General features: G+C 55.6%; 18 protein-coding genes and 1 tRNA gene. 14 read left to right on the top strand and 5 right to left on the bottom strand.

The window, feature by feature from the left end:
* Positions 1-42: 42 nt before the first annotated feature.
* The 3 genes from glgC to BISA_RS06830 form a co-directional block, all read right to left on the bottom strand.
* A complete protein-coding gene (gene glgC / locus BISA_RS06840; RefSeq protein WP_033890983.1) occupies positions 43-1287 on the bottom strand; it encodes a glucose-1-phosphate adenylyltransferase in 1245 nt (414 codons plus the stop codon).
* 233 nt (positions 1288-1520) lie between these two features.
* Complete coding sequence (locus BISA_RS06835) at positions 1521-2402, bottom strand: TrmH family RNA methyltransferase (RefSeq protein ID WP_033890982.1); 882 nt, start codon at positions 2400-2402, stop codon at positions 1521-1523.
* A gap of 93 nt (positions 2403-2495) precedes the next feature.
* Positions 2496-2583: transfer RNA gene (locus BISA_RS06830), tRNA-Leu, on the bottom strand.
* A gap of 96 nt (positions 2584-2679) precedes the next feature.
* On the opposite strand from BISA_RS06830, the gene BISA_RS06825 reads away from it, so the two are divergent.
* The 6 genes from BISA_RS06825 to era all read left to right on the top strand — a co-directional run bounded on the left by BISA_RS06825 (position 2680) and on the right by era (position 8057).
* Positions 2680-3477 (top strand): 16S rRNA (uracil(1498)-N(3))-methyltransferase, encoded by a 798-nt coding sequence (locus BISA_RS06825; protein WP_033890981.1) that lies wholly within the window; start codon positions 2680-2682, stop codon positions 3475-3477.
* Between the two features lie 80 nt (positions 3478-3557).
* On the top strand, positions 3558-3896 hold the full coding sequence (locus BISA_RS06820) for a histidine triad nucleotide-binding protein (RefSeq protein ID WP_033890978.1): 339 nt from the start codon (positions 3558-3560) through the stop codon (positions 3894-3896).
* A 12-nt stretch (positions 3897-3908) separates the two neighbouring features.
* Positions 3909-5060 carry a PhoH family protein gene (locus BISA_RS06815; RefSeq protein ID WP_033890976.1) on the top strand — a complete coding sequence of 384 codons (1152 nt, stop codon included), beginning with the start codon at positions 3909-3911 and terminating at the stop codon, positions 5058-5060.
* Positions 5057-5605: an rRNA maturation RNase YbeY gene (ybeY, locus tag BISA_RS06810; protein ID WP_033890975.1), complete on the top strand. Its 549-nt coding sequence runs from the start codon at positions 5057-5059 to the stop codon at positions 5603-5605. The genes BISA_RS06815 and ybeY overlap by 4 nt, the downstream gene beginning before the upstream one ends.
* Positions 5606-5632: 27 nt before the next feature.
* Positions 5633-7063, top strand: coding sequence for a hemolysin family protein (locus BISA_RS06805; RefSeq protein WP_033890974.1), 1431 nt, complete (start codon positions 5633-5635; stop codon positions 7061-7063).
* A gap of 1 nt (position 7064) precedes the next feature.
* Entirely contained in the window at positions 7065-8057 is a 993-nt protein-coding gene (gene era / locus BISA_RS06800) for a GTPase Era (RefSeq protein WP_033890973.1), read from the top strand.
* Between the two features lie 231 nt (positions 8058-8288).
* Here the strand turns inward: era and BISA_RS06795 are convergent, their stop codons facing one another.
* Positions 8289-10325, bottom strand: coding sequence for an AMP-dependent synthetase/ligase (locus tag BISA_RS06795; RefSeq protein WP_033890972.1), 2037 nt, complete (start codon positions 10323-10325; stop codon positions 8289-8291).
* 225 nt (positions 10326-10550) lie between these two features.
* Here BISA_RS06795 and BISA_RS06790 point away from each other — a divergent pair, with 225 nt between their 5' ends.
* The 6 genes from BISA_RS06790 (at position 10551) to BISA_RS06765 (ending at position 16677) form a co-directional block, all read left to right on the top strand.
* Positions 10551-11696: a Rossmann-fold NAD(P)-binding domain-containing protein gene (locus BISA_RS06790; RefSeq protein ID WP_033890971.1), complete on the top strand. Its 1146-nt coding sequence runs from the start codon at positions 10551-10553 to the stop codon at positions 11694-11696.
* A gap of 25 nt (positions 11697-11721) precedes the next feature.
* A complete protein-coding gene (locus BISA_RS06785; protein WP_033890970.1) occupies positions 11722-12027 on the top strand; it encodes an NAD(P) transhydrogenase subunit alpha part 2 in 306 nt (101 codons plus the stop codon).
* The gene (locus BISA_RS06780; protein WP_033890969.1) at positions 12027-13451 is read left to right on the top strand and encodes an NAD(P)(+) transhydrogenase (Re/Si-specific) subunit beta; all 1425 of its coding nucleotides are present in this window, start codon (positions 12027-12029) and stop codon (positions 13449-13451) included. The genes BISA_RS06785 and BISA_RS06780 overlap by 1 nt, the downstream gene beginning before the upstream one ends.
* A gap of 354 nt (positions 13452-13805) precedes the next feature.
* Positions 13806-14429, top strand: a complete 624-nt coding sequence (locus BISA_RS06775; protein WP_033890967.1) for a 50S ribosomal protein L25/general stress protein Ctc — start codon at positions 13806-13808, stop codon at positions 14427-14429.
* Between the two features lie 225 nt (positions 14430-14654).
* A complete protein-coding gene (locus BISA_RS06770) occupies positions 14655-15782 on the top strand; it encodes a branched-chain amino acid aminotransferase (protein WP_033890966.1) in 1128 nt (375 codons plus the stop codon).
* Positions 15783-15897: 115 nt separating this feature from the next.
* Positions 15898-16677: a trimeric intracellular cation channel family protein gene (locus BISA_RS06765; protein ID WP_033890965.1), complete on the top strand. Its 780-nt coding sequence runs from the start codon at positions 15898-15900 to the stop codon at positions 16675-16677.
* A 97-nt stretch (positions 16678-16774) separates the two neighbouring features.
* Here BISA_RS06765 and rpsT read toward each other — a convergent pair whose 3' ends face one another.
* Positions 16775-17035, bottom strand: a complete 261-nt coding sequence (gene rpsT, locus BISA_RS06760) for a 30S ribosomal protein S20 (RefSeq protein ID WP_033890964.1) — start codon at positions 17033-17035, stop codon at positions 16775-16777.
* Positions 17036-17181: 146 nt separating this feature from the next.
* On the opposite strand from rpsT, the gene lepA reads away from it, so the two are divergent.
* Both lepA and hemW read left to right on the top strand, forming a co-directional pair.
* Positions 17182-19062, top strand: coding sequence for a translation elongation factor 4 (gene lepA / locus BISA_RS06755; RefSeq protein ID WP_033890963.1), 1881 nt, complete (start codon positions 17182-17184; stop codon positions 19060-19062).
* Positions 19063-19161: 99 nt separating this feature from the next.
* Positions 19162-20400 (top strand): radical SAM family heme chaperone HemW, encoded by a 1239-nt coding sequence (gene hemW / locus BISA_RS06750; protein ID WP_033890962.1) that lies wholly within the window; start codon positions 19162-19164, stop codon positions 20398-20400.
* Positions 20401-20407: the final 7 nt, after the last annotated feature.

Below are 20407 nucleotides of genomic sequence, written 5' to 3'. Positions count from 1 at the left end.
CCGCAACTGTTCGGTTGCGGGGTTTCTCTATGTGACCGTTAATCAGTCGTCAACGATGGTGTTCTTCGGCACCACGGTGATACCGTCCGGCGTGACCGTGAAGCCACGAGCCAGATCATGTTCGGTATCAATGCCGACCGTGGAGTTCTCGGTGAGCACGACGTTCTTATCGAGAATGGCCTTGTACACGCGTGCACGACGGTTGATAACCACGCCGTCGAAGAGCACGGAGTCAACGATCTGCGCCCAAGAGTGGATGCGAACGTTGGGGGAGAGCACGGAGTGATGCACTTCACCACCGGAAACAATCACGCCTGGGGAGACGATGGAATCGGTGGCGTGGCCGAGACGATCGCGACCGGCATGCACGAACTTGGCCGGCGGCAGGTTGCCGGACATCGTGTAAATCGGCCAATCCTGGTTGTACAGGTTGAATTCCGGCACGTAGGCAATCAAATCCATGTGTGCATCATAGAACTGCTTGATAGTACCCACATCACGCCAGTATGCGTGATCGGTTGCAGTGGAGCCCGGGATTTCGTTGGAGTTAAAGTCGTAGACACCGGCTTCATTGCGGGAAGCGAAGTACGGGGCAATGTCGCCACCCATATCGTGCTTGGTGTCCGCAGCCTTCTCATCGAGAGCCAGAGCCTCGAACAGCGCCTTGGTATTGGCCACATAGTTACCCATAGAAGCCAAAATCTGGTTTGGATTGTCCGGCAGACCCGTGGTGGTAGCCGGCTTCTCCTGGAAGTTCTTAATCATGTTCGGATGATCCGGATCAACTCCGATAACGCCGAACTGGTTCGACTCCTCGATGGGCTGGCGGATACCGGCAACGGTGAACTCGGCGCCGGATTCGATGTGCTGCTGCACCATCTGTTCGAAGTCCATACGGTAGACGTGATCGGCGCCGACGATGACCACAATGTCAGGCTGCACGTCTTCGATGATGTTGATGGTCTGATAGATGGCGTCTGCAGAGCCAAGATACCAGTGCTTGCCGAGACGCTGCTGCGCCGGCACAGGGGACACATAGGAACCCAGCAGCGGGGAGAAGCGCCACACCTGGGAAATATGGCGGTCAAGGGAGTGGGACTTGTACTGGGTGAGCACAACCACCTGGCGGTAGCCGGAATTCACCAGATTGCTCAAGGGGAAATCAATCAGACGATACACGCCGCCGAACGGTACTGCCGGCTTTGCGCGATCGCGGGTTAGTGGCATCAGACGGGTCCCCTCGCCGCCTGCAAGCACAATCGACAGAATCTTAGGATTCTTGGCCATTGCTACTGTCCTCTCTTGTCTAGAGCGTCTTTCGACACCGCACTGCTTGGCCAAGCGCTTCGTTGCGTTTGGTTTACATAGTTAATAATTGCAGAAAAAAACGAACACGCAAGGCTATCGCTTCCGCGTGCCGTGAACTTGTGATGAATAGTTGTGTGATTCGGTGTGTGAATCGTTGCAAAAAGTAACTTTTGAGGCTGTTCGACTCGCTGCAGTGCAGAAAAATATTTGACTTAGTGTCGTGTCGCGTAGAAAGCCACGGCACTGGAAGCCGCCACATTGAGACTGTCTACTCCGTGACTCATCGGAATCTTGACGGTCAAATCAGCTCGGGCAATGGTGTAGTGGGAGAGACCGTCACCCTCGGTGCCGAAGATCAAAGCGAGCTTACTGATATGCTCAGGGTCGGTTTGTGGTGCGTGCAGACGGCGTGTGAGCTCCTCCAAGGAGATGGATCGATCTTCAAGTGCCATAGCCACTGTGGTGAATCCTAAGGATTTCAATTCGTCGATGCCGCGGAATGGCCAATAGTGTTTGTCTTCGGTGCCATCATCATTCAAGCCGGTGATTCGTGTCCACGGGACTTGAAACACCGTGCCCATCGAGACGCGCGCTGCACGACGGTACAGCGGATCGCCACATGAGGGCGTGACCAACACTGCATCAACGTCAAGTGCGGCGGCCGATCGCATCAGTGCGCCAACATTGGTGTGGTCCACAATGTTTTCCATAACGGCTACGCGCCTGGCATTCTTGCAGACTTCCGCTACGGAGGGCAACGGCCAGCGGCGCATGGCGCACAGCGCACCACGGTGGAGGCGGTAACCGGTCAATCGTTTCAGCTGCTCGGGAGACGCCACATACACGGGAATTTCAGTACCCCAGTGGGCGTCGATAAAATCGAACGTGCTGCGCATTCCCTCTAGCCACGGCTCCTCCACCAGAAGGGAGAGTGGCTCACGGCCAGCGGCCAGAGCACGGTCGATGACCTTAGGGGATTCCGCGATGAACATACCCTTTGCCGGCTCGAGCCTGTTGCGCAGTTGCATCTCGGTCAGGCTCGCATACGCTTCGACGCGCGGATCATCAACGGACTGAAGCGTAATGAATTGCATGAGATCCTCTCAGGATTTGCTGAAAAATAGTTCTTGAGGCGCACCATGTGCGTAGATACTGAAAAACCCCTTGCAATGCAAGGGGTTTATCTGTGCCCGAGACGGGACTTGAACCCGTACGCCTGTAAAAAATAGGCACTAGCACCTCAAGCTAGCGCGTCTACCATTCCGCCACCCGGGCAGGTGTCGTTTGGACAACGAGTTAGTACTTTAGCATGAAATTACGCGGATGCAATTTGAGCGTGTCTTTCGGCGTGTCGCGTGTAGCCTAGGAGTCATGACTGATGCTTTATTCCTACTCGATCCAACGGTTGACGACGTACCGGTAAACAGTGATGAACTGCACGCGGGCTGGAAGTTGACGCTGCCTGCACATATCAAGCGCCACGCTGTTCAGGCCATGCGCTTGAAGCCCGGAGACGGTCTACAGCTTTCGGACGGTAATGGTCTTCGTATTCATGCGGTAATGGCCGACCCCGAAGCCGGGTTGGCCGAAGTCGATGAAGTATGGCGGGAGCCTGAGCCGGTAACGAGGTTGGCTCTGATTCAAGCTTTGGCGAAAACCGGCCATGACGAGCAGGCCATCGATATGGCGACGCAAATCGGCGTTGACCAAGTTGTACCGTGGCAGGCTGATCGCTCCATCGCGAAATGGAAAGCGGGGCGCAGCGATAAGAAATGGTCTGCGGTGCTGACCGCAGCTACGGAACAGTCCCGACGTGCATTCAAACCTCAATTGGAAGAGTGCGTGTCCAGCAAGCAAGTAGTGGCTATCTGCCGCAGAGCCTGCGTTCATGGTGACTTGGTAGTGGTACTGCATCAGGATGCCACCGATACATGGAGCGGCGTGGAAGCCAAGGTCGCACAGTTGATGGAACGTTCTCTTGCCGATGGCAAGCCTCGCACTGTGAACGTGGTGGTCGGGCCTGAAGGCGGCATCAGTGAACAGGAAGTGGAGGCGTTCACCCAAGCCGGTGCCGTCAGCTGCGTACTGGGCAGCAATATTCTTCGCGCAGCCACTGCCGGACCGGTCGCATTGTCATTGCTCTCTCGAGCGCTGGGACGTTATGAGTGACGAGACGTTGCGGGTAGCGAGACATGGCCACGCGCTAAGCTGATGCCTAGTACAACAACCGAAGAAAGACGAGGAATACGATGAGCGAATCCAGCGAGTGCTTGTTCTGCAAAATCATCGCAGGTGAGATTCCCAGCACTAAGGTTTACGAGGATGACACCACGTATGCATTCAAGGACATCAATCCGAAGGCCAAGGTGCATGTGCTGATAGTGCCGAAGAAGCATTACGCGAATGCTGCTGAGCTTGCTTCCGCTGATCCCGAAGAGTTGGCTCACATCGTTTCCGTCGCCCAGCACATCGCGGATGAAGCATTCCACGGCGCATACCGTCTGGTGTTCAACACCGGCTTGGATGCCGGCCAAACGGTTTTCCACGTGCACGCGCATGTGCTGACTGGTGAGAAGCTCGACGAATAGGATTCGCTTTTCGTGGCAACAACTACACGTACCATTACCGTTCCATCCCAATTGGATCCGGTGGCAGTGTTCGGGCCGGTTGACGAAGTCATTCGCGAGGTGGAACGAGCATTCCCGGATTTGACTATCATCGTGCGCGGCAATCGCGTTGCCATTGTGTCCCGATCCAAGCAGACCGAGGCACAGGCGGCGCAAGCCGAGGATTTGATTCATACGCTAATCCAAGCGGCTTACACCGCGCCTATGGATGCGGATACCGTGCGACGCATGCTTGACCAGAATGTGCTGAAGAATCATGTGCGTCTTGAACATCCTGGGCATGGGCCTGCTCACGACAAGTTGGTGCAGTCGTCTGCGGTTGAACGAACCCAGTCGCGTTCAGCGGGCGCGCATGATTCCTTGTACCGCAAACCGACTGTGCCTGGTGTGATTACGTTTGCCGCTGGCGTTCCCGTGCGGGCTAAAACGGCTGGCCAGATAGCCTATGTGAATGCTATCGAATCGCATACCATCACATTCGGTATTGGACCGGCAGGTACCGGTAAGACATACCTTGCGGTAGCCAAAGCCGTGCGCGCATTCCAGGATAAGCAGATTCGACGTATTATTCTGACCCGCCCTGCAGTAGAAGCAGGGGAGAATCTCGGTTTTCTACCGGGCACTTTGAACGACAAAGTCGATCCATATCTGCGCCCGCTGTACGATGCCTTGGGCGATATGCTCGGCGCTGATCAGCTCAAGCGATATATGGATGACAACACCATTGAAGTGGCGCCGCTCGCCTATATGCGTGGCCGTACGCTGAACGATGCGTTTGTAATTCTTGATGAGGCACAGAACACCACCGAGCAGCAGATGAAGATGTTCCTGACTCGTCTGGGATTCAATACCAGAATGGTCATCACCGGTGATATCACTCAGGTGGATCTTGCGGTTCCGCGTTCCGGACTGGCCACAATAGAGCACATTCTCGGCAACATCGAGGATATCGCTTTCGTCCATTTGAACAATGAAGACGTTGTGCGCCACCAATTGGTCGGCAAGATTGTGGCAGCTTATGACCATCATGCTGCCATCGCCGGCGACCATAGAGCAAAAAGCCGCGGCTGGCATCACGATCTGCAGACGGGTGCGGCGGCAAACTCAAGTGAGGAAACTGAATGAGCGTTGACGTAACCAACGAAACCCAATGGAACATCGACCCAAAGGTGTTCTCCGATTTGGGAATCTGGGTACTCGATCAAATGCGAGTGAGCACCCAGTCCGATTTGACCATCATGTTCGTCGATCCCGATCCCATCGCCGAATTGCATATGCGCTGGATGAATCTTGAAGGACCGACCGATGTGATGAGCTTCCCGATGGATGAGCTTCGCCCAGGTGATGGCAAAACCGTGATGGAAGGCGTACTGGGAGATATCGTCATCTGCCCGTGGGTGGCCGCCCAACAGGCCGCCGCTGCGGGGCATAGCACCATGCAGGAAATGCTGCTGCTCACCATCCACGGCATACTGCATCTGCTCGGATACGATCATGTAACGCCAGATCAGGAACGGCAGATGTTTGGACTCCAACGTCAACTGCTGCTTACCTTCTTTGCATTGCGCCAAGACGCCAATGTGCAAGCCACACTGCCAGCCGGAACGCCGGATGCGTTGGCTTTATATGATGCCGCGCATGGCAGCGGCCGTGATTTGAACGCCAAATAACAACACATAAGGATGGCATCCAACATTATGGAGTATCTCAGTACCACCGTTATTGCACTTACCGTTGTCCTGGTTGTAGCCGCAGCCATTTTCGTATGGCTTTCGCTGACTATGGCCGCAGCTGAAGGCGCAGTGGCTCGTGTGACTCGTGCCAGTTTGAACAATCTGATTCTTGAGGTGCAAACCGATTCAGAGGCAAGCCAGTTCCTCAAGATGAAGAAAATCGACAAGATTCACCGTGTACAGCGGCTTATCGCCAACCGATATGCCACTGCAGGCAGCTGCGCGTTCTTCCGCATCACTTGCAATGTTCTCGACGGTGTACTGGTCTATTCCATCACCAGTCTGTGGGATGCTCCTCTGTGGGCGAGCCTGCTGATTGGATTCCTGTTTGCGATTATCGTGGCCGTGGTTTCCGTGCTGGTGCGCCCACGTACTGCAGGCATGGCCAAGCCGGTAGATATCATGCTGGCGCATTCGCGCATCGTATCGCTGGGCTGCAAGCTCACGCCATTCGCGCGCATCGGTTCGGAGAAAAGCGGCAAAGCGCAGAATAGGCGCTCCAAGGATTCGGATTTGTCCGATGATGAGGAGCTGGAGAAAATACAGCTCGAACAGGGCAAGGCCGCTATTGACCGACTCGTGGAATCCAACGATTTCGATCCTGAGGTTTCCGAAATGCTGCGCAATGTACTGACGCTTTCGGATACGTTGACGCGCGAAATCATGGTGCCTCGCACCGATATGATTTGCATGGAGCGCGGCACCACACTGGCTTCCGCCCTGAAGTTATTCTCACGTTCCGGCTTCTCCCGCGTGCCGGTTATCGGCGAGGATGTGGACGATTTGATTGGCGTGGCTTATCTGAAGGATGCCGTGCGTGCCACCGCCTTCAATCCGGCTGCGCTGGACCGTGAAGTTGAGTCCATCGTCCGCCAGCCATTGCTGGTTCCCGAATCCAAGCCGGTGGATGATTTATTCCACGAAATGCAGCGTTCCCGTCAGCATGTGGCTGTGGTCGTGGACGAATATGGCGGCATTGCCGGTATGGTGACCATCGAGGATACGCTCGAACAAATCGTGGGCGAACTTGAAGATGAGCACGATCGTACTCAGCGTAATGAGCCGGAAAAAATCGGTGACAACAAATGGAAGATGCCTGCACGCACGCCTATCGCCGATCTTGAGGAGATTTTCGAAATCGATATCGACGAGGACGATGTTGATACGGTGTACGGTTTGCTGACCAAGCTTATTGGCCGGGTCCCGATAGTTGGAGCCTCGGCGGTGACACGCGGCTTGCGCTTGACCGCAGTGGATTCGGCCGGTCGACGCAAGAAGGTCTCCACCATCGTGGTGGAGCCGGCGCACGTCGAGGGCGACGAGGAAGATAGCAAGACCAGCGAGGAAGACGGCGAACATACCGCCAATGACGATTCGACCGCCAGCAAGGAGTGAGATGAGCGATCAGAACAATACAGTCAATGCCAACGAACCGGCAGCGCAGGACGTGCCGTACCGTTCCGGTTTCGTAGCGGTGGTGGGCCGCCCAAATGTGGGCAAGTCCACGTTGATCAATGCTCTTATCGGCAAGCAGATCGCTATCGCATCCTCCCGCCCGGAAACCACGCGTAAGGCCATTCGCGGCATCTTGACCACCGACCATGCACAGCTGGTGCTGGTGGATACGCCTGGTATTCATCGCCCGCGCACACTACTCGGCCAGCGCTTGAATGACGTGGTTGAAGAATCCTTGTCCGATGTGGATGAAGTGGCATTCCTGCTGCCGGCTGATCAGGAAATCGGCCCTGGCGACAAGCGCATTTTGTCTCGTCTGCGTTCCGATTTTGCGACCAAGCGCGACGATGGTACGTTCGCGTGGAAGGTGCCGCTGATTGCCATTGTGACCAAAATCGACGAATTGAATCGTACTGAGCTGATTAATAAGCTCATGGAAATCAATGCGTTCGCTGATTTTGCAGATATTGTGCCGGTGAGCGCTTTGGAACATGACAATTTGGCGGAAGTCAAGAATGTGCTGATTGAACACATGCCTGAAGGCCCGCAGATGTATCCAGATGACCAGATCAGCGAGGAACGTCCGGAAGAGACCATTGCCGAACTGATTCGTGGCACATTCCTGGAAGCACTGGATGATGAGCTGCCGCACTCGCTGGCAGTGGTGGTGGATTCCATCGATTATCCGGAAGACAACGAGACCGGCGCTGGATATGACGGCAAGGCACAAGTTCATGTGTCCATTTATGTGGAGCGTGACTCCCAGAAGCCGATCATCATTGGCAAGGGTGCTTCCAACCTGACTTATGTCAAGAAGAAACTGCGCACGCCGGTCAACCGTATCGTAGGCCAAAAAGCCAAGCTCGACCTTCACGTCAAGGTTGCCAAAGGCTGGCAGTCCGATCCTAAGCAGTTGGAGAAGCTTGGCTTCTAGCCAACTGCTTAGGATCGCCTCGCAGCTCGCTATCGCGGCTGCTCACTTCGCCTACAGACAGTCCACTGGACTGTCTGCTTTACGGCTCAGCTAAGCAGTTGGAGAAGCTCGGCTTCTAATTGTTTGCTCTGGCTCCCCTCTTTGAGGGGAGTTTTTGTATATATGCGGTAATGCTTTTATACGAATAAAGGCTCCCTCATTGAGGGAGCCTTCAACGCTAATACGCAGTCATTACTTCTTGCGGGCTACGTACATTTGGGTGTTGAGTAGGGTGGTATAACGCTTGATGACCTTCGGACGAATCACCTTCATGGATGCGGTCATCAAACCGTTCTCCTGAGTGAACTCTTCAGGCAGAATGATGAACTTACGCACCGATTCAGCACGAGAAACGCCTTCGTTAGCCTGATCGACCCACTTCTGCACTTCGGCGCGAACCGCAGCATTCTGGGTGGCATCTTCCATAGACATGTTTTCGTCAAGCCCCTTGGCGGCGAGCCACGGGCGCAGCGAATCTTCATCCAGGGTGATCAGTGCGGAAATAAACGGACGCTTATCGCCGAGCACCAGCGCCTGGGAGGCGATTTCGCAACGCTGAATGACTTCCTCAATCGGGCCAGGGGAGACGTTCTTACCACCTGCGGTGATGATGAGATCCTTCTTACGGCCGGTAATGTACAGGAATCCATCATTATCGATGCGACCAAGATCGCCGGTAGCGTACCAGCCATCTTCGGTGAAGGACAGCTCAGTGGCCTCATCGTTCTTGTGATAACGCGGGAACACGGCGCGGCCCTTAACCTGAATTTCACCGTCTTCGGCAATACGCAGCGAGAAGCCAGGGAAAGCGATACCAACGGAACCAGCGTGGAACGGAGTGCCCAGCGGGTTGAAGGCGCATGGTGCAGTGGTTTCGGTCAAACCATAACCCTCGTAGACCGGCACGCCAGCACCGCGGAAGAAGGCCAGCAGATCAGGATCCAGCGGAGCGCCGCCGGCCACAATCCACTTGGCGCGGCCGCCCAACACCTCACGCAGCGAAGAATAGACCACCGGGTCGAACGCCGCACGCTTGGTACGAGTCAGCGCGCCGGCCTTGCCATTGGCGGAAATCTCCTTCATATAGTTCTGTGCAGCCACTACAGCGGAAGCGAACACCACACCCTTCGGACCATGACCGGCCTTCTGGGAAGCAGCGTTATAGACCTTCTCCAACACGCGCGGCACCACAATCATGATGGAAGGCTTAGCCACCTGCAGATCGGAAATAAGCGTCTTGATGCCTTGCGCAATGTAGATGTGGATATCGGACGCTACCACAATGTAATTGATGGCGCGAGCAAAAGAGTGAGCCTGCGGCAGGAAGAGCAAAATCGTGTTCTTCTTATCGTGCAGCAACTCAGGCATGTAATCAGGCAGGTTCAATGCCGTCTGACAGTAATGCTCATGGGTCATTTCCACACCCTTGGGAGCTGCGGTGGATCCAGAGGTGTAGACGATGGAACACAGGTCCGTCTTCTTGATGGAATCGATGCGTTCATCAAGTTCGGCATCGGATACGCCAGCGCCGTATGCCTTGATTTCATCCAAGCCGCCATTGTCGATGCAGATGATGTGTTCGAGCGAGGGGCATTCCTCCACGGCGCCATCGGCCTTATCGCGCATGTCTGTGGTCTGGACGATGAGCAGTCGCGCGTCGGAATTGTTGACAATGTTACGAATCTGTTCGGCGGAATCTGTATCGTAAATAGTGGCCAACACACCACCGCAAGCCATGACGGCGGCGTCGGTCAAATCCCATTCGTAGGAGGTGCGGCACATAAAGGCCACACCATCGCCCTTTTTCAGTCCGTAGTGCAGCAGACCCTTGGCAACGGCACGAACATCGGCGAGGAACTCGTTAGCGGTAACGGTGTTCCACTCATTGCCGGATTTGTAGGTGTACAACGGCTCATCGCCCATACGTGCGGCGCGATCGGCGTACAGATCGTAGATGGAAGTGCCTTCATCCAAATCAGGGTTACCCTGCGTGGAGGTGGTCAGCAATCCCGTCAACACATCGATTTCGGTAGTGGTCAGGTGGCCGTCATCCCAATCGTCGGTATGCGGCAGTTCGATGTTCGACTCAACCGGCACATCGGCATTGGACAGGTAATCAGGCTCATCCGGAGTGTCGTCATGAACCGGATGAACGAAATCCGAGCCAAGCCTCAACGCTTTACGAGTGAGGTCAATGGTGTGCTGCGTGAAGGAATTGATAACCGACAATTCTTGCTCCTGCTATACATTTCACTGTCGTTCAGTCGCCGCTTTCATGCGCCTGAACGTTTCTCAAAGTTCAAATTGTAATCGTGTGAGCCGAACTCGTCACCTTACGCAACCGTAGGAAAAACCTACGCATCCGTAAGAAAAAGCTGCATCTTGGTATCGATAGCGGTTACACTTGCACATTGGATAACCATTTCCATTCAAAGTAGAACAGAAAGGGCTCTCATGGCGCAAAACCAAGAAGCCACCGTGGTATTCGGCGTTGTGAACGAAACGTCCGAAACCGAATCCCGCGTTGCGTTGACGCCGGATATCGTCACCCGGTTGAAGAGGAGTGCAGTTTCCTGCATTATTGAATCCGGTGCCGGCATTGCTGCCGAATACACCGATGAGGATTATGAGAAGGCCGGCGCAAAGGTCGCCGACCGTGCCACAGTGCTTGCCGAGGCTGATGCGCTCGGTTTTGTGGACAGGCCGTCTGCTGAAATCGTGGCTTCGCTGAAGCCGGGACAGTGGGTTATCGGCATGCTCGGCTCCTTTACGGACGCCGATTACATCACTGCTCTCGAACAGGCTGGACTGGTGGGCATCGGCATCGAAAAGTTGCCTCGCAAGCTGTCAAGTGCACAGTCGATGGATGAGATGACTTCACAGAACTCGGTTATGGGTTATAAGGCTGCCATCGCCGCAGCCGATGCCTATGGCTCATTCCTACCGATGATGACCACTGCTGCAGGCACCATTCGCCCGGCCAAGGCTCTGGTGCTGGGTGCTGGTATTGCCGGTCTGCAGGCCATTGGTACGTTGCGTCGACTCGGTGCCGTCGTAACCGCTTACGATGTGCGCCCGGCTTCCCAGGGTGAAGTCGAATCTCTTGGCGCCAAGTTCCTTGATTTGGGACTTGATTTCTCCAAAGGTCAAGGCGAGGGTGGTTACGCTCGTGCGCTGACCGCTGAAGAACAGGCTCAGCAGCAGGCTGCAGTTGATGAGAAGGCAGCGGGATTCGACATCATTATCACCACCGCCAAGGTTCCTGGCCGCAAGCCTCCGGTGCTGTTGACTGCAGCCGGCGTGAATGGACTGCATCGCGGTGCCGTAGTCGTTGACTGCGCCGCTTCCGAACTGGGCGGCAACGTTGAAGGTTCCGCAGTGGGGGAGCAGGTCACCGAGGGCGGCGTCAAGCTGATCGGCGCCCCGTATCTGGCTTCCGGCGTGGCTACTACCGCATCCAACCTACTGTCTCGCAATGTCGCGGATATTCTCGTGCACTTCATTCGTGACGGCAAGCTCAGCCAGGATTTGAGCGAAGAACTGGACAACGCTCTGGTGGTCGCCGGTCGAGCTGAAGCACCGGCTGAGAAGACCGAGTAATCGAGAGTCAAGGAAGAAGACGATTATGCCTACACTCGTTGTATCCATCACCTTATTTGTTCTCGCACTGCTCATCGGTATCGAGGTTATCGGCAAAGTGCCGGCCACCTTGCATACTCCGCTGATGTCAGGCGCCAATTCCATTCACGGCATCGTTATCGTCGGTGTGGTGATTGTGGCGGCGGAAGCCAACAGCCCGCTAGCCTACGTGTTCATCTTCCTAGCTGCAGTGCTCGGCACGATGAACGTGGTTGGCGGCTATGTGGTCACCGACCGCATGCTGGAGATGTTCAAGTCCAACAAGAATGAGAAGAAGGGAGAGTCGAAGTAATGACCTCCGCAACCGTGGGAACCATCGACATCGTTGCATGGTTCGTATACCTGTTCTCCGCCGTCATGTTCGTGGTCGGCCTGCACTTCATGAACTCCCCGAAGACCGCGCGTAAGGGCAACCAGATTTCCGCATTCGGCATGGTCGTAGCCGCGCTGATGGCATTCGTGGTGCTCTTCGCCAAGGGCTTCGTGAATATTGTTGCTGTGGTGGTGCTGGTCGTCGGCATCCTGATTGGTGCCGTGGCCGGTGTGGTCTCCGCCAAGAAGGTCAAGATGACGGACATGCCGCAGCTGGTTTCTGTGTTCAACACCGTGGGCGGTGGCGCAGCAGCACTTGTGGCCTTGAACGACATTCTCACCAAGGACGGCACTCCGGATATCGTGGTGCTTATTACCGCTGGCCTCGGCATTCTCATCGGCTCCGTAACCTTCACAGGTTCGCTGATCGCAGCCGGCAAGCTGCAGGGTATCAAGTGGGTCAAGAAGCTGGCGCTGCCGGGCAAGGGTGTGTGGAACATTCTGTTCGCAGTGCTCTCCATCGCTTCTCTGGTGATGCTGTGCGTGCAGCCTGAGCAGCGATTGCTTTGGTCGATTCTGACCACCGTGTTCGCCCTGTGCTACGGTCTGGTCTTCGTCATTCCTATCGGTGGCGCAGACATGCCGGTTGTGATTTCCGTACTCAATGCTTGCACCGGTACTGCAGTGGCTATGTCTGGTCTGGCCATCGACAACGTGGCTCTGATTGTGGCTGGCGCTCTGGTCGGTTCTGCAGGCGTGACCCTGTCCATCCTCATGGCCCAGGCCATGAACCGTCCGCTGATTTCCGTGCTCGCCGGTGGCTTCGGTGGCGGTTCCGGTGCCGCTGCAGCCGGTGACGGTCCGGAAGGCACAATGAAGGAAACCACGCCTGACGATCTGGCTGTCCAGCTCGTCTATGCCGAGAAGGTCATCTTCGTGCCCGGCTTCGGTCTGGCTCAGGCTCAGGCTCAGCGCGAACTGGCTGACCTTGGCGAGCTGCTCAAGAGCCACGGCGTTGAGGTTTCCTACGCTATTCATCCGGTGGCAGGCCGTATGCCAGGTCACATGAACGTGCTCTTGGCTGAAGCCAACGTGCCTTATGAGGAACTCGTCGACCTCGATGAGATCAATCCGCAGTTCCCGCAAGCCAACGTGGCTCTGGTCGTTGGCGCTAACGATGTGACCAACCCTGCCGCCCGCCGCCCTGGCACTCCGGTCTCCGGCATGCCGATTCTCGATGTCGACAAGGCTCAGAACGTAGTGGTCATGAAACGTGGCCGTGGCATGGGCTACGCCGGCATTCAGAACGAGCTCTACTTCGAGGACAACACGCAGATGTTGTTCGGTGATGCGAAGAAGAGTTTGCAAGCCGTCATCGCCGCTGTCAAGGAATTGCTCGCGTAATGGAGTAATCGAGTAGTTACTGGGAGTCTCAATTTCGATTGAGGCTCCTTTTTTGTATGCAAATGAAAGTCATGGTCTTGTGTATACTTGATTGCTGTTGCTTTGGCATGGCTGAGCCGTGAAGCGAACAGTCCGGTGGACTGTTTGTAGGCGAAGGGAGCGTGGTTTACCACGCGACGCGGTCGAGCCAAAGCGTGTTGCTTTGGCGAGGGAAGATACAGTCTCGAGAGAGCCCGCATTTTCCGTTATCGACTCGGCGTGAGATTTCACCTCCTTGGGTGCTGGTCTGCGGCGCGTCGTGGCGTCAAACAGACAAAACGATAAGTAACACCAAAAAAACAAGGAGTATCCATTATGGCTACCACCATTAAGCTCGAGGGTGAAACCCGTACTGAGTTCGGCAAGGGCGTTGCTCGCCGTCTGCGCGTTGCCAAGAAGATCCCGGCAACCATCTACGCTGGCGGTGAAGATCCGGCTTTCGTGACTCTGCCGATGCGTGAGACCACCCTGGCTCTGCGTCACACCAACGCTCTGTTCAGCATCGCTTTCGGCGGCGAGACCAAGATGGCCGTCGTCAAGGACGTGCAGAAGAACCCGGTCAAGCGCATCATCGAGCACATCGACTTCCTCGAGGTCAAGGCCGGCGAGAAGATCGACGTTGAGGTGCCGGTCTTCGTTGAAGGCACGCCGAAGGGCGCTGCCGTGGCATTCGTCGACATTCAGGAGCTCAAGGTTCGCGCTGACGTTGCCAACCTGCCTGAGAAGATCGTTGTGAGCGTTGAGGGCCTGACCGACGGCACCAAGGTGTTCGCTAAGGACGTCGTGCTGCCTGAGGGTGTTGAGCTCGACGTTGAGGATCCGGAAGAGTCCGTGGTCACCGTTGAGGTTCCGGAAGACGCTACCGAGTCCACCGCTGCTCCGGAAGCTGCCGCTCCGGCTGCCGACGCCGACGCTGCTCCGGCTGCCGACGCTAAGTGAGTCGTACGTCTGAAACGCGATAGCGCACAGACGAACTCATAACAAAATCGTCGAACCCGCGTCTAGAGAAATCTAGAATGCGGGTTCTTCATTTTCACCATGTGAAAACTCTTACACTCGTTATGCGTGTGTGTGCGAAAGTATCCACAGAGCTTGCGCCACAAGCGCATAACCAACCACTATCACGGCGGTCCACACCGCCAAGTCAAGAAGAAGTAACGACTAATGACTGAAAACACGCACCACGATCCGGCAGCGCTTGATAAGCTCACCGAACCGTTCACCGTACTGCCGAACGACAACCCCGCATCCGATGAGAAGCGTCAATCCCTCATCGACAAGCCGGCTTTCGGCCAGGTGTTCTCCGATAACATGACCCACATGACCTGGACCAAGGGTGAAGGTTGGTCCGATCGCCGCGTTGAGCCGTACGCTCCGCTGAAGATGGATCCGGGTGCTTCCGTGCTTCACTACGCACAGGAGTGCTTCGAAGGTCTGAAGGCATACCGTCACGCCGATGGTTCCACTTGGCTGTTCCGCCCGGATGCCAACGCCGAGCGTTTCCAGAACTCCGCCAAGCGTCTGTACCTGCCTGAGCTGCCGATTGATGACTTCCTCGGCTCTGTGGCCGCGCTGGTCAAGCGCGATGCCGCTTGGGTTCCGTCCCGTCGCGAGTACACGCTGTACATGCGTCCGTTCATGTTCGCTTCCGAGCCGTTCCTTGGTGTGCGTGCACCTCAGGAAGTCGACTACTGCGTGATTGCTTCTCCTTCCGGCCCGTACTTCCCGGGCGGCGTGAAGCCGGTGAGTATCTGGGTGGAAGACAAGTGGTTCCGCACTGGCCCTGGCGGCACTGGTTTCGCCAAGTGCGGTGGCAACTACGCCGCATCCCTGCTCGGCGAATACACCGGTATCGCCAACGGCTGCCAGCAGGTCTGCTTCGTGGATGCCGCCACCAAGACCTACCTCGAGGAGCTCGGCGGCATGAACATGATGGTTGTCCACAAGGATGGCCACGTTGAGACCCCGTCCCTGACTGGCAACATTCTGCCGGGTGTCACCCGTCGTTCCCTGATTCAGCTGCTGCAGGATGAGGGCCGTGATGTGGTCGAGACCATGATTGCTATCGATCAGCTGCTCGAAGACATCAAGTCCGGTGAGGTCACTGAGGTGTTCGCTTGCGGTACCGCCGCCATCATCACCCCGATTGGTCGCTTCAAGTCCGAGAAGTTCGATGTCACCGTTGCAGACGGTGGTTCTGGCGAGCTGACCGTTGCACTGCGCAACAAGCTGCTCGGCATTCAGCTCGGTGAGATTGAAGATCCGCACAACTGGATGTGGAAGGTGTGCTGAATTAGACGGCGTGTCTAATTAATGTCCTGTAATGATGCCCTATGGCGATGCCATAGGGCATCATTTTTGTGTAAGCTCATAAAGCGATCATGCACTAGGAAGGGGAACGGTATTCATGCAGGTGGCGTTGGAGAGCAATGCGGTGTTCTTGGGCATCGAATATCTCGCCATCCTGTGTTGGGGGCTTTCCGGTGGCTTGGCCGCAATTCAAAAAGGCTATGATATTTTCTCCATCATGCTGTGCGGTTGGCTTACCGCACTTGGCGGCGGTCTGTTTCGTGATGTGATGCTGGGAGACTTGCCGCCGGTGGGCATCACGGATAAAGGATTCGTGCTTACCACATTGTTCTCCGGTGCGATTGCGGTAGTGGCTCATCCCGAAATTAGACAATTGAAATGGACGATGATTGTCGTTGACGCTTTGGGTCTCGGCCTGTTCGCCGTTAACGGCACCGCTAAAGCCTTGGCCTTTGGCACTTCCGGAATGACTGCTATATTCCTTGGCATGTTCACCGCGCTTGCTGGTGGTTTGATTCGCGATATATTCCTCGGTGATGTGCCGATGATTATTCGCGACAGGCACCTGTATGCCATTCCCTCATTTGTCGGCTGCATATTGACCGTGCTGGCGTGGCGCGGCTCAGAGCACGGCTTATTCGATATGCGCTCGGAAATGGTATTGGATATTCTGATCGTCGTGGTGGTGGTACTGATTCGTGTGCTTTCGGTAGCGTTCAATGTAACGATGCCGGGTGCTGTGCCACGCACTCATGTATATCTGCCGGGGGAGAAGCGGTACCTTCAACGTCCGGATATTACGCCTCGCTCATCCTCGAACGTTGATAATGATGAGTTTGTCGAAAACGAATCTGGCGAAGATTCGGATGCTCAATAGTCCTGCGTTTCAATAGTGAAATGGTGAAAGTAGGCAAAACAAAAACCCTGCAATCCAAATGGACTGCAGGGTTTGCTAAAACCTTATCGGCTTATGCTCACAGAGCGTTGATAGCCACAGCGAGGCCGGACTTGCGGTTAGCGGCCTGGTTCTTGTGGATCACGCCAGCGCCAGCAGCCTTGTCGAGCTTCTGGGCAGCGACCTTGTAGGCGGCCTCGGCGGCAGCCTTGTCACCGGCGGCGATGGCTTCGCGAGTGGCGCGGATAGCGGTCTTCAGGCCGGACTTCACAGCCACGTTGCGAAGGTGACGCTTCTCATTGGTGAGCACGCGCTTCTTCTGCGACTTAATGTTTGCCACGTTTACTCCAAACGATGTGTTTTACAAGGACATACAAAAGTAAGAGGATAGCATGCACCCCGGAAAAACCCGCGCGGTGCCACGCCGAATACAGTCCCTCGGCTACACTAAGTGAAGTTTGAGTATATGCCAAGAGGAGGAATGCGTTGGTCGTCCAACACAATCAGCCGGGTTCCACTGATCAGTCACTGATTCGTAACTTCTGCATTATCGCGCATATCGATCACGGTAAGTCCACCGTGGCCGATCGCATTTTGCAGTTGAGCGGCATCGTGCCCGAGCGCGAGATGCGTGACCGTTTCCTTGATCGTATGGATATCGAGCAGGAGCGTGGCATCACCATCAAGTCTCAGGCTGTGCGCGTGCCGTGGACGTTCGATGGTACGGAATACACGCTTGGCATGATTGATACCCCCGGTCATGTGGATTTCACCTACGAGGTCTCCCGCGCATTGGCCGCATGCGAGGGTGCGGTACTGCTGGTGGATGCCACACAAGGCATTGAAGCGCAGACGCTTTCCAACCTGTATATGGCCATCGACCATGATTTGACCATCATTCCTGTGCTCAACAAGATTGATTTGCCTTCCGCTGAGCCGGACAAGCACGCTGAGGAAATTGCTGGTCTGATTGGCTGCGATCCGAGTGATGTGTTGCGCGTCTCCGGCAAGACCGGTGAAGGCGTGGCTGAACTGCTTGACCGCATTGTGTTGGAAGTGCCGGCGCCGCATGGCGACCCGGAGGCTCCGGCCCGTGCGCTGATTTTCGATTCCGTCTATGATTCGTACCGCGGTATCGTGACCTACATTCGTATGGAGGATGGCGAGCTGCGCGATCGTGAAAAAGTGCACATGATGGGTATCGGTATGACCCATGATCCGATTGAAATTGGCGTTATCAGTCCGGATATGATGCGTACCAAGGCGCTCGGTGCCGGCGAAGTCGGCTACATTATCACCGGTGCCAAGGATGTGAGCCAGTCCAAGGTGGGTGACACGTTGACCTCCGCGGTCCGCCCGGCAACCGAGCCATTGCCCGGCTACCGCGATCCCAAGCCGATGGTGTACGCCGGTTTGTTCCCGATTGACAATGCTCAGTTCCCGGAACTGCGTGACGCGCTTGACAAGCTCAAGCTCAATGATGCAGCCCTGATTTACACGCCGGAAACCTCCGTGGCTTTGGGCTTCGGTTTCCGCTGCGGATTCCTTGGTCTGCTGCACATGGAGATTGTCAATGAGCGATTGTCTCGCGAGTTTGGTTTGGACCTGATTCAGACCGCTCCGAACGTCACCTATGATGTGACCGCTGAAGATGGCAGCGAACATCATGTGACCAATCCGAGCGAATTCCCGGACGGCAAAATCAAGAAGATTGTGGAACCGATGGTGGCCGCCGACATCATCACGCCGAAGGAATTTATCGGTGCTGTGATGGACCTATGCCAAGATCATCGTGGCATCATGGGCACGATGGAATATATTTCCACCGATCGTGTGGAGATGCACTACCGCATTCCGCTCGCGGAAATCGTGTTTGATTTCTTCGATCAGCTGAAGTCTCGCACTAAGGGTTATGCATCGCTTGACTACCATGAGGATGGCGAACAGACCGCTGATCTGGTCAAGGTGGATATCCTCATCCAAGGCGAGAAAGTGGATGCGTTCAGCGCCATCGTGCACCGAGATAAGGCGTACAGCTATGGTGTGATGATGACCAAGAAACTGCGCGGCCTGATTCCGCGCCAGCAGTTCGAGATTCCGATTCAGGCCGCCATTGGTTCGCGCATCATCGCCCGTGAGAACATTCGTGCACTGCGCAAGGATGTGTTGGCCAAGTGCTATGGCGGTGATATCACGCGTAAGCGCAAGCTGCTCGAAAAGCAGAAGGCCGGCAAGAAGCGCATGAAGATGCTCGGCCATGTGGAGGTGCCGCAGGAGGCGTTCATCGCAGCGCTTTCCACTGGCGAGGAATCCAACGACCGCGACACCAAAGACAAGATTCGCGCCGCGCAAAAGACGGAAGGTTGATGTTAGTTCGGCTCCCCTCTGGGAGGGGAGTCAGATTCAGTCCTGGCTCCCCTCCCAGAGGGGAGCTGTCAGCATGGCTGACTGAGGGGAGTCGCACCCATGACCTACGAAATCTACATCCACGTCCCATTCTGCCTTCGCCGTTGTGGCTACTGTGATTTCAATACATACACAGCGGTCGATCTCGGTGCGGGAGCCTCACGCGGCAATTACGCCAACATGATCATTCGTGAGATGGAACTGGTTAGGCAATGGCAGTTTGACCGCGGTATCGAGGAGCCGGCAGTTTCCACTGTGTTCTTTGGTGGCGGTACGCCGACCATTTTGTCTGCCGACGATTTGGTCGCGATGCTCGATGCCATTCGTAAGACCTGGGGAATCCAATCTGGCGCTGAAATCACCACTGAAGCCAATCCGGATACGGTCAACGAGTATTACATCAACCGTCTTGCCGAGGGCGGCTTCACCCGCATCTCCTTCGGCATGCAATCCGCTGTGCCGCATGTGCTCAAAACCCTTGACCGCACGCACACGCCGGCCAATGTGGCTGCCGGAGTCGAAGCTGCGAATAAGGCCGGGCTTCGCTCCAGCGTTGACTTGATTTATGGTGCGCCGGGGGAGAGCCTTGACGATTGGCGCACTTCAGTACAGACCGCCATCAATCTTGGAGTCAATCACATTTCCTCATACGCTCTAACGGTGGAACCAACTACCAAAATGGGTAGGCAGATTGCCGCAGGCACTTTGCCTAAGCCGAACGATGACGATGAGGCCGCCAAATACGAGATTGCCGACGATCTGCTCACTGCAGCCGGTCTCACATGGTACGAGGTATCTAACTGGGCAAAGCCCGGATACGAAAGTCAGCACAATCTTGGCTACTGGCGCAACGTTGACTGGACAGGCTTGGGCCCGGGAGCACATAGCCATTACAACGCTCGGCCTTCAGTCAACGCCTTACGTGCGTGGGATATCGCCCATCCGAAGCTATGGGGAACCGCCATCAACGAAAACCGAATCCCGTGGGGTGGTAGTGAGGAGATTACCCCTACGGAGAATCTCGAGGAACTCATTATGCTTGGCCTGCGCATCCATGAAGGCCTCGATTTGGAGCGAATCAATCATGCCCTCGCCGCAATGGGCGACCAGACCGCTGTGACTGATTCGTCAATGAGTTTGAAACCCATTGACGTGGGTCAATTGCAGCCGATGGTTGAGGAAGGCCTCATCACCATCGTTTCAGATGCCGCACATCACACCCGCGTTGTTCCCACGCGCAAAGGTCGACTTCTTAACGATGCCATCATCGAGCATTTCTTCGATCTTGCTGGCATGTGAATGATCG

The sequence above is a fragment of the Bifidobacterium saguini DSM 23967 genome (assembly GCF_000741715.1).
Classification (GTDB): Bacteria; Actinomycetota; Actinomycetes; order Actinomycetales; family Bifidobacteriaceae; genus Bifidobacterium; species Bifidobacterium saguini.
The sequence above is the reverse complement of the archived record's forward strand: the minus strand, read 5'-3'. Positions and strand labels throughout refer to the sequence as shown.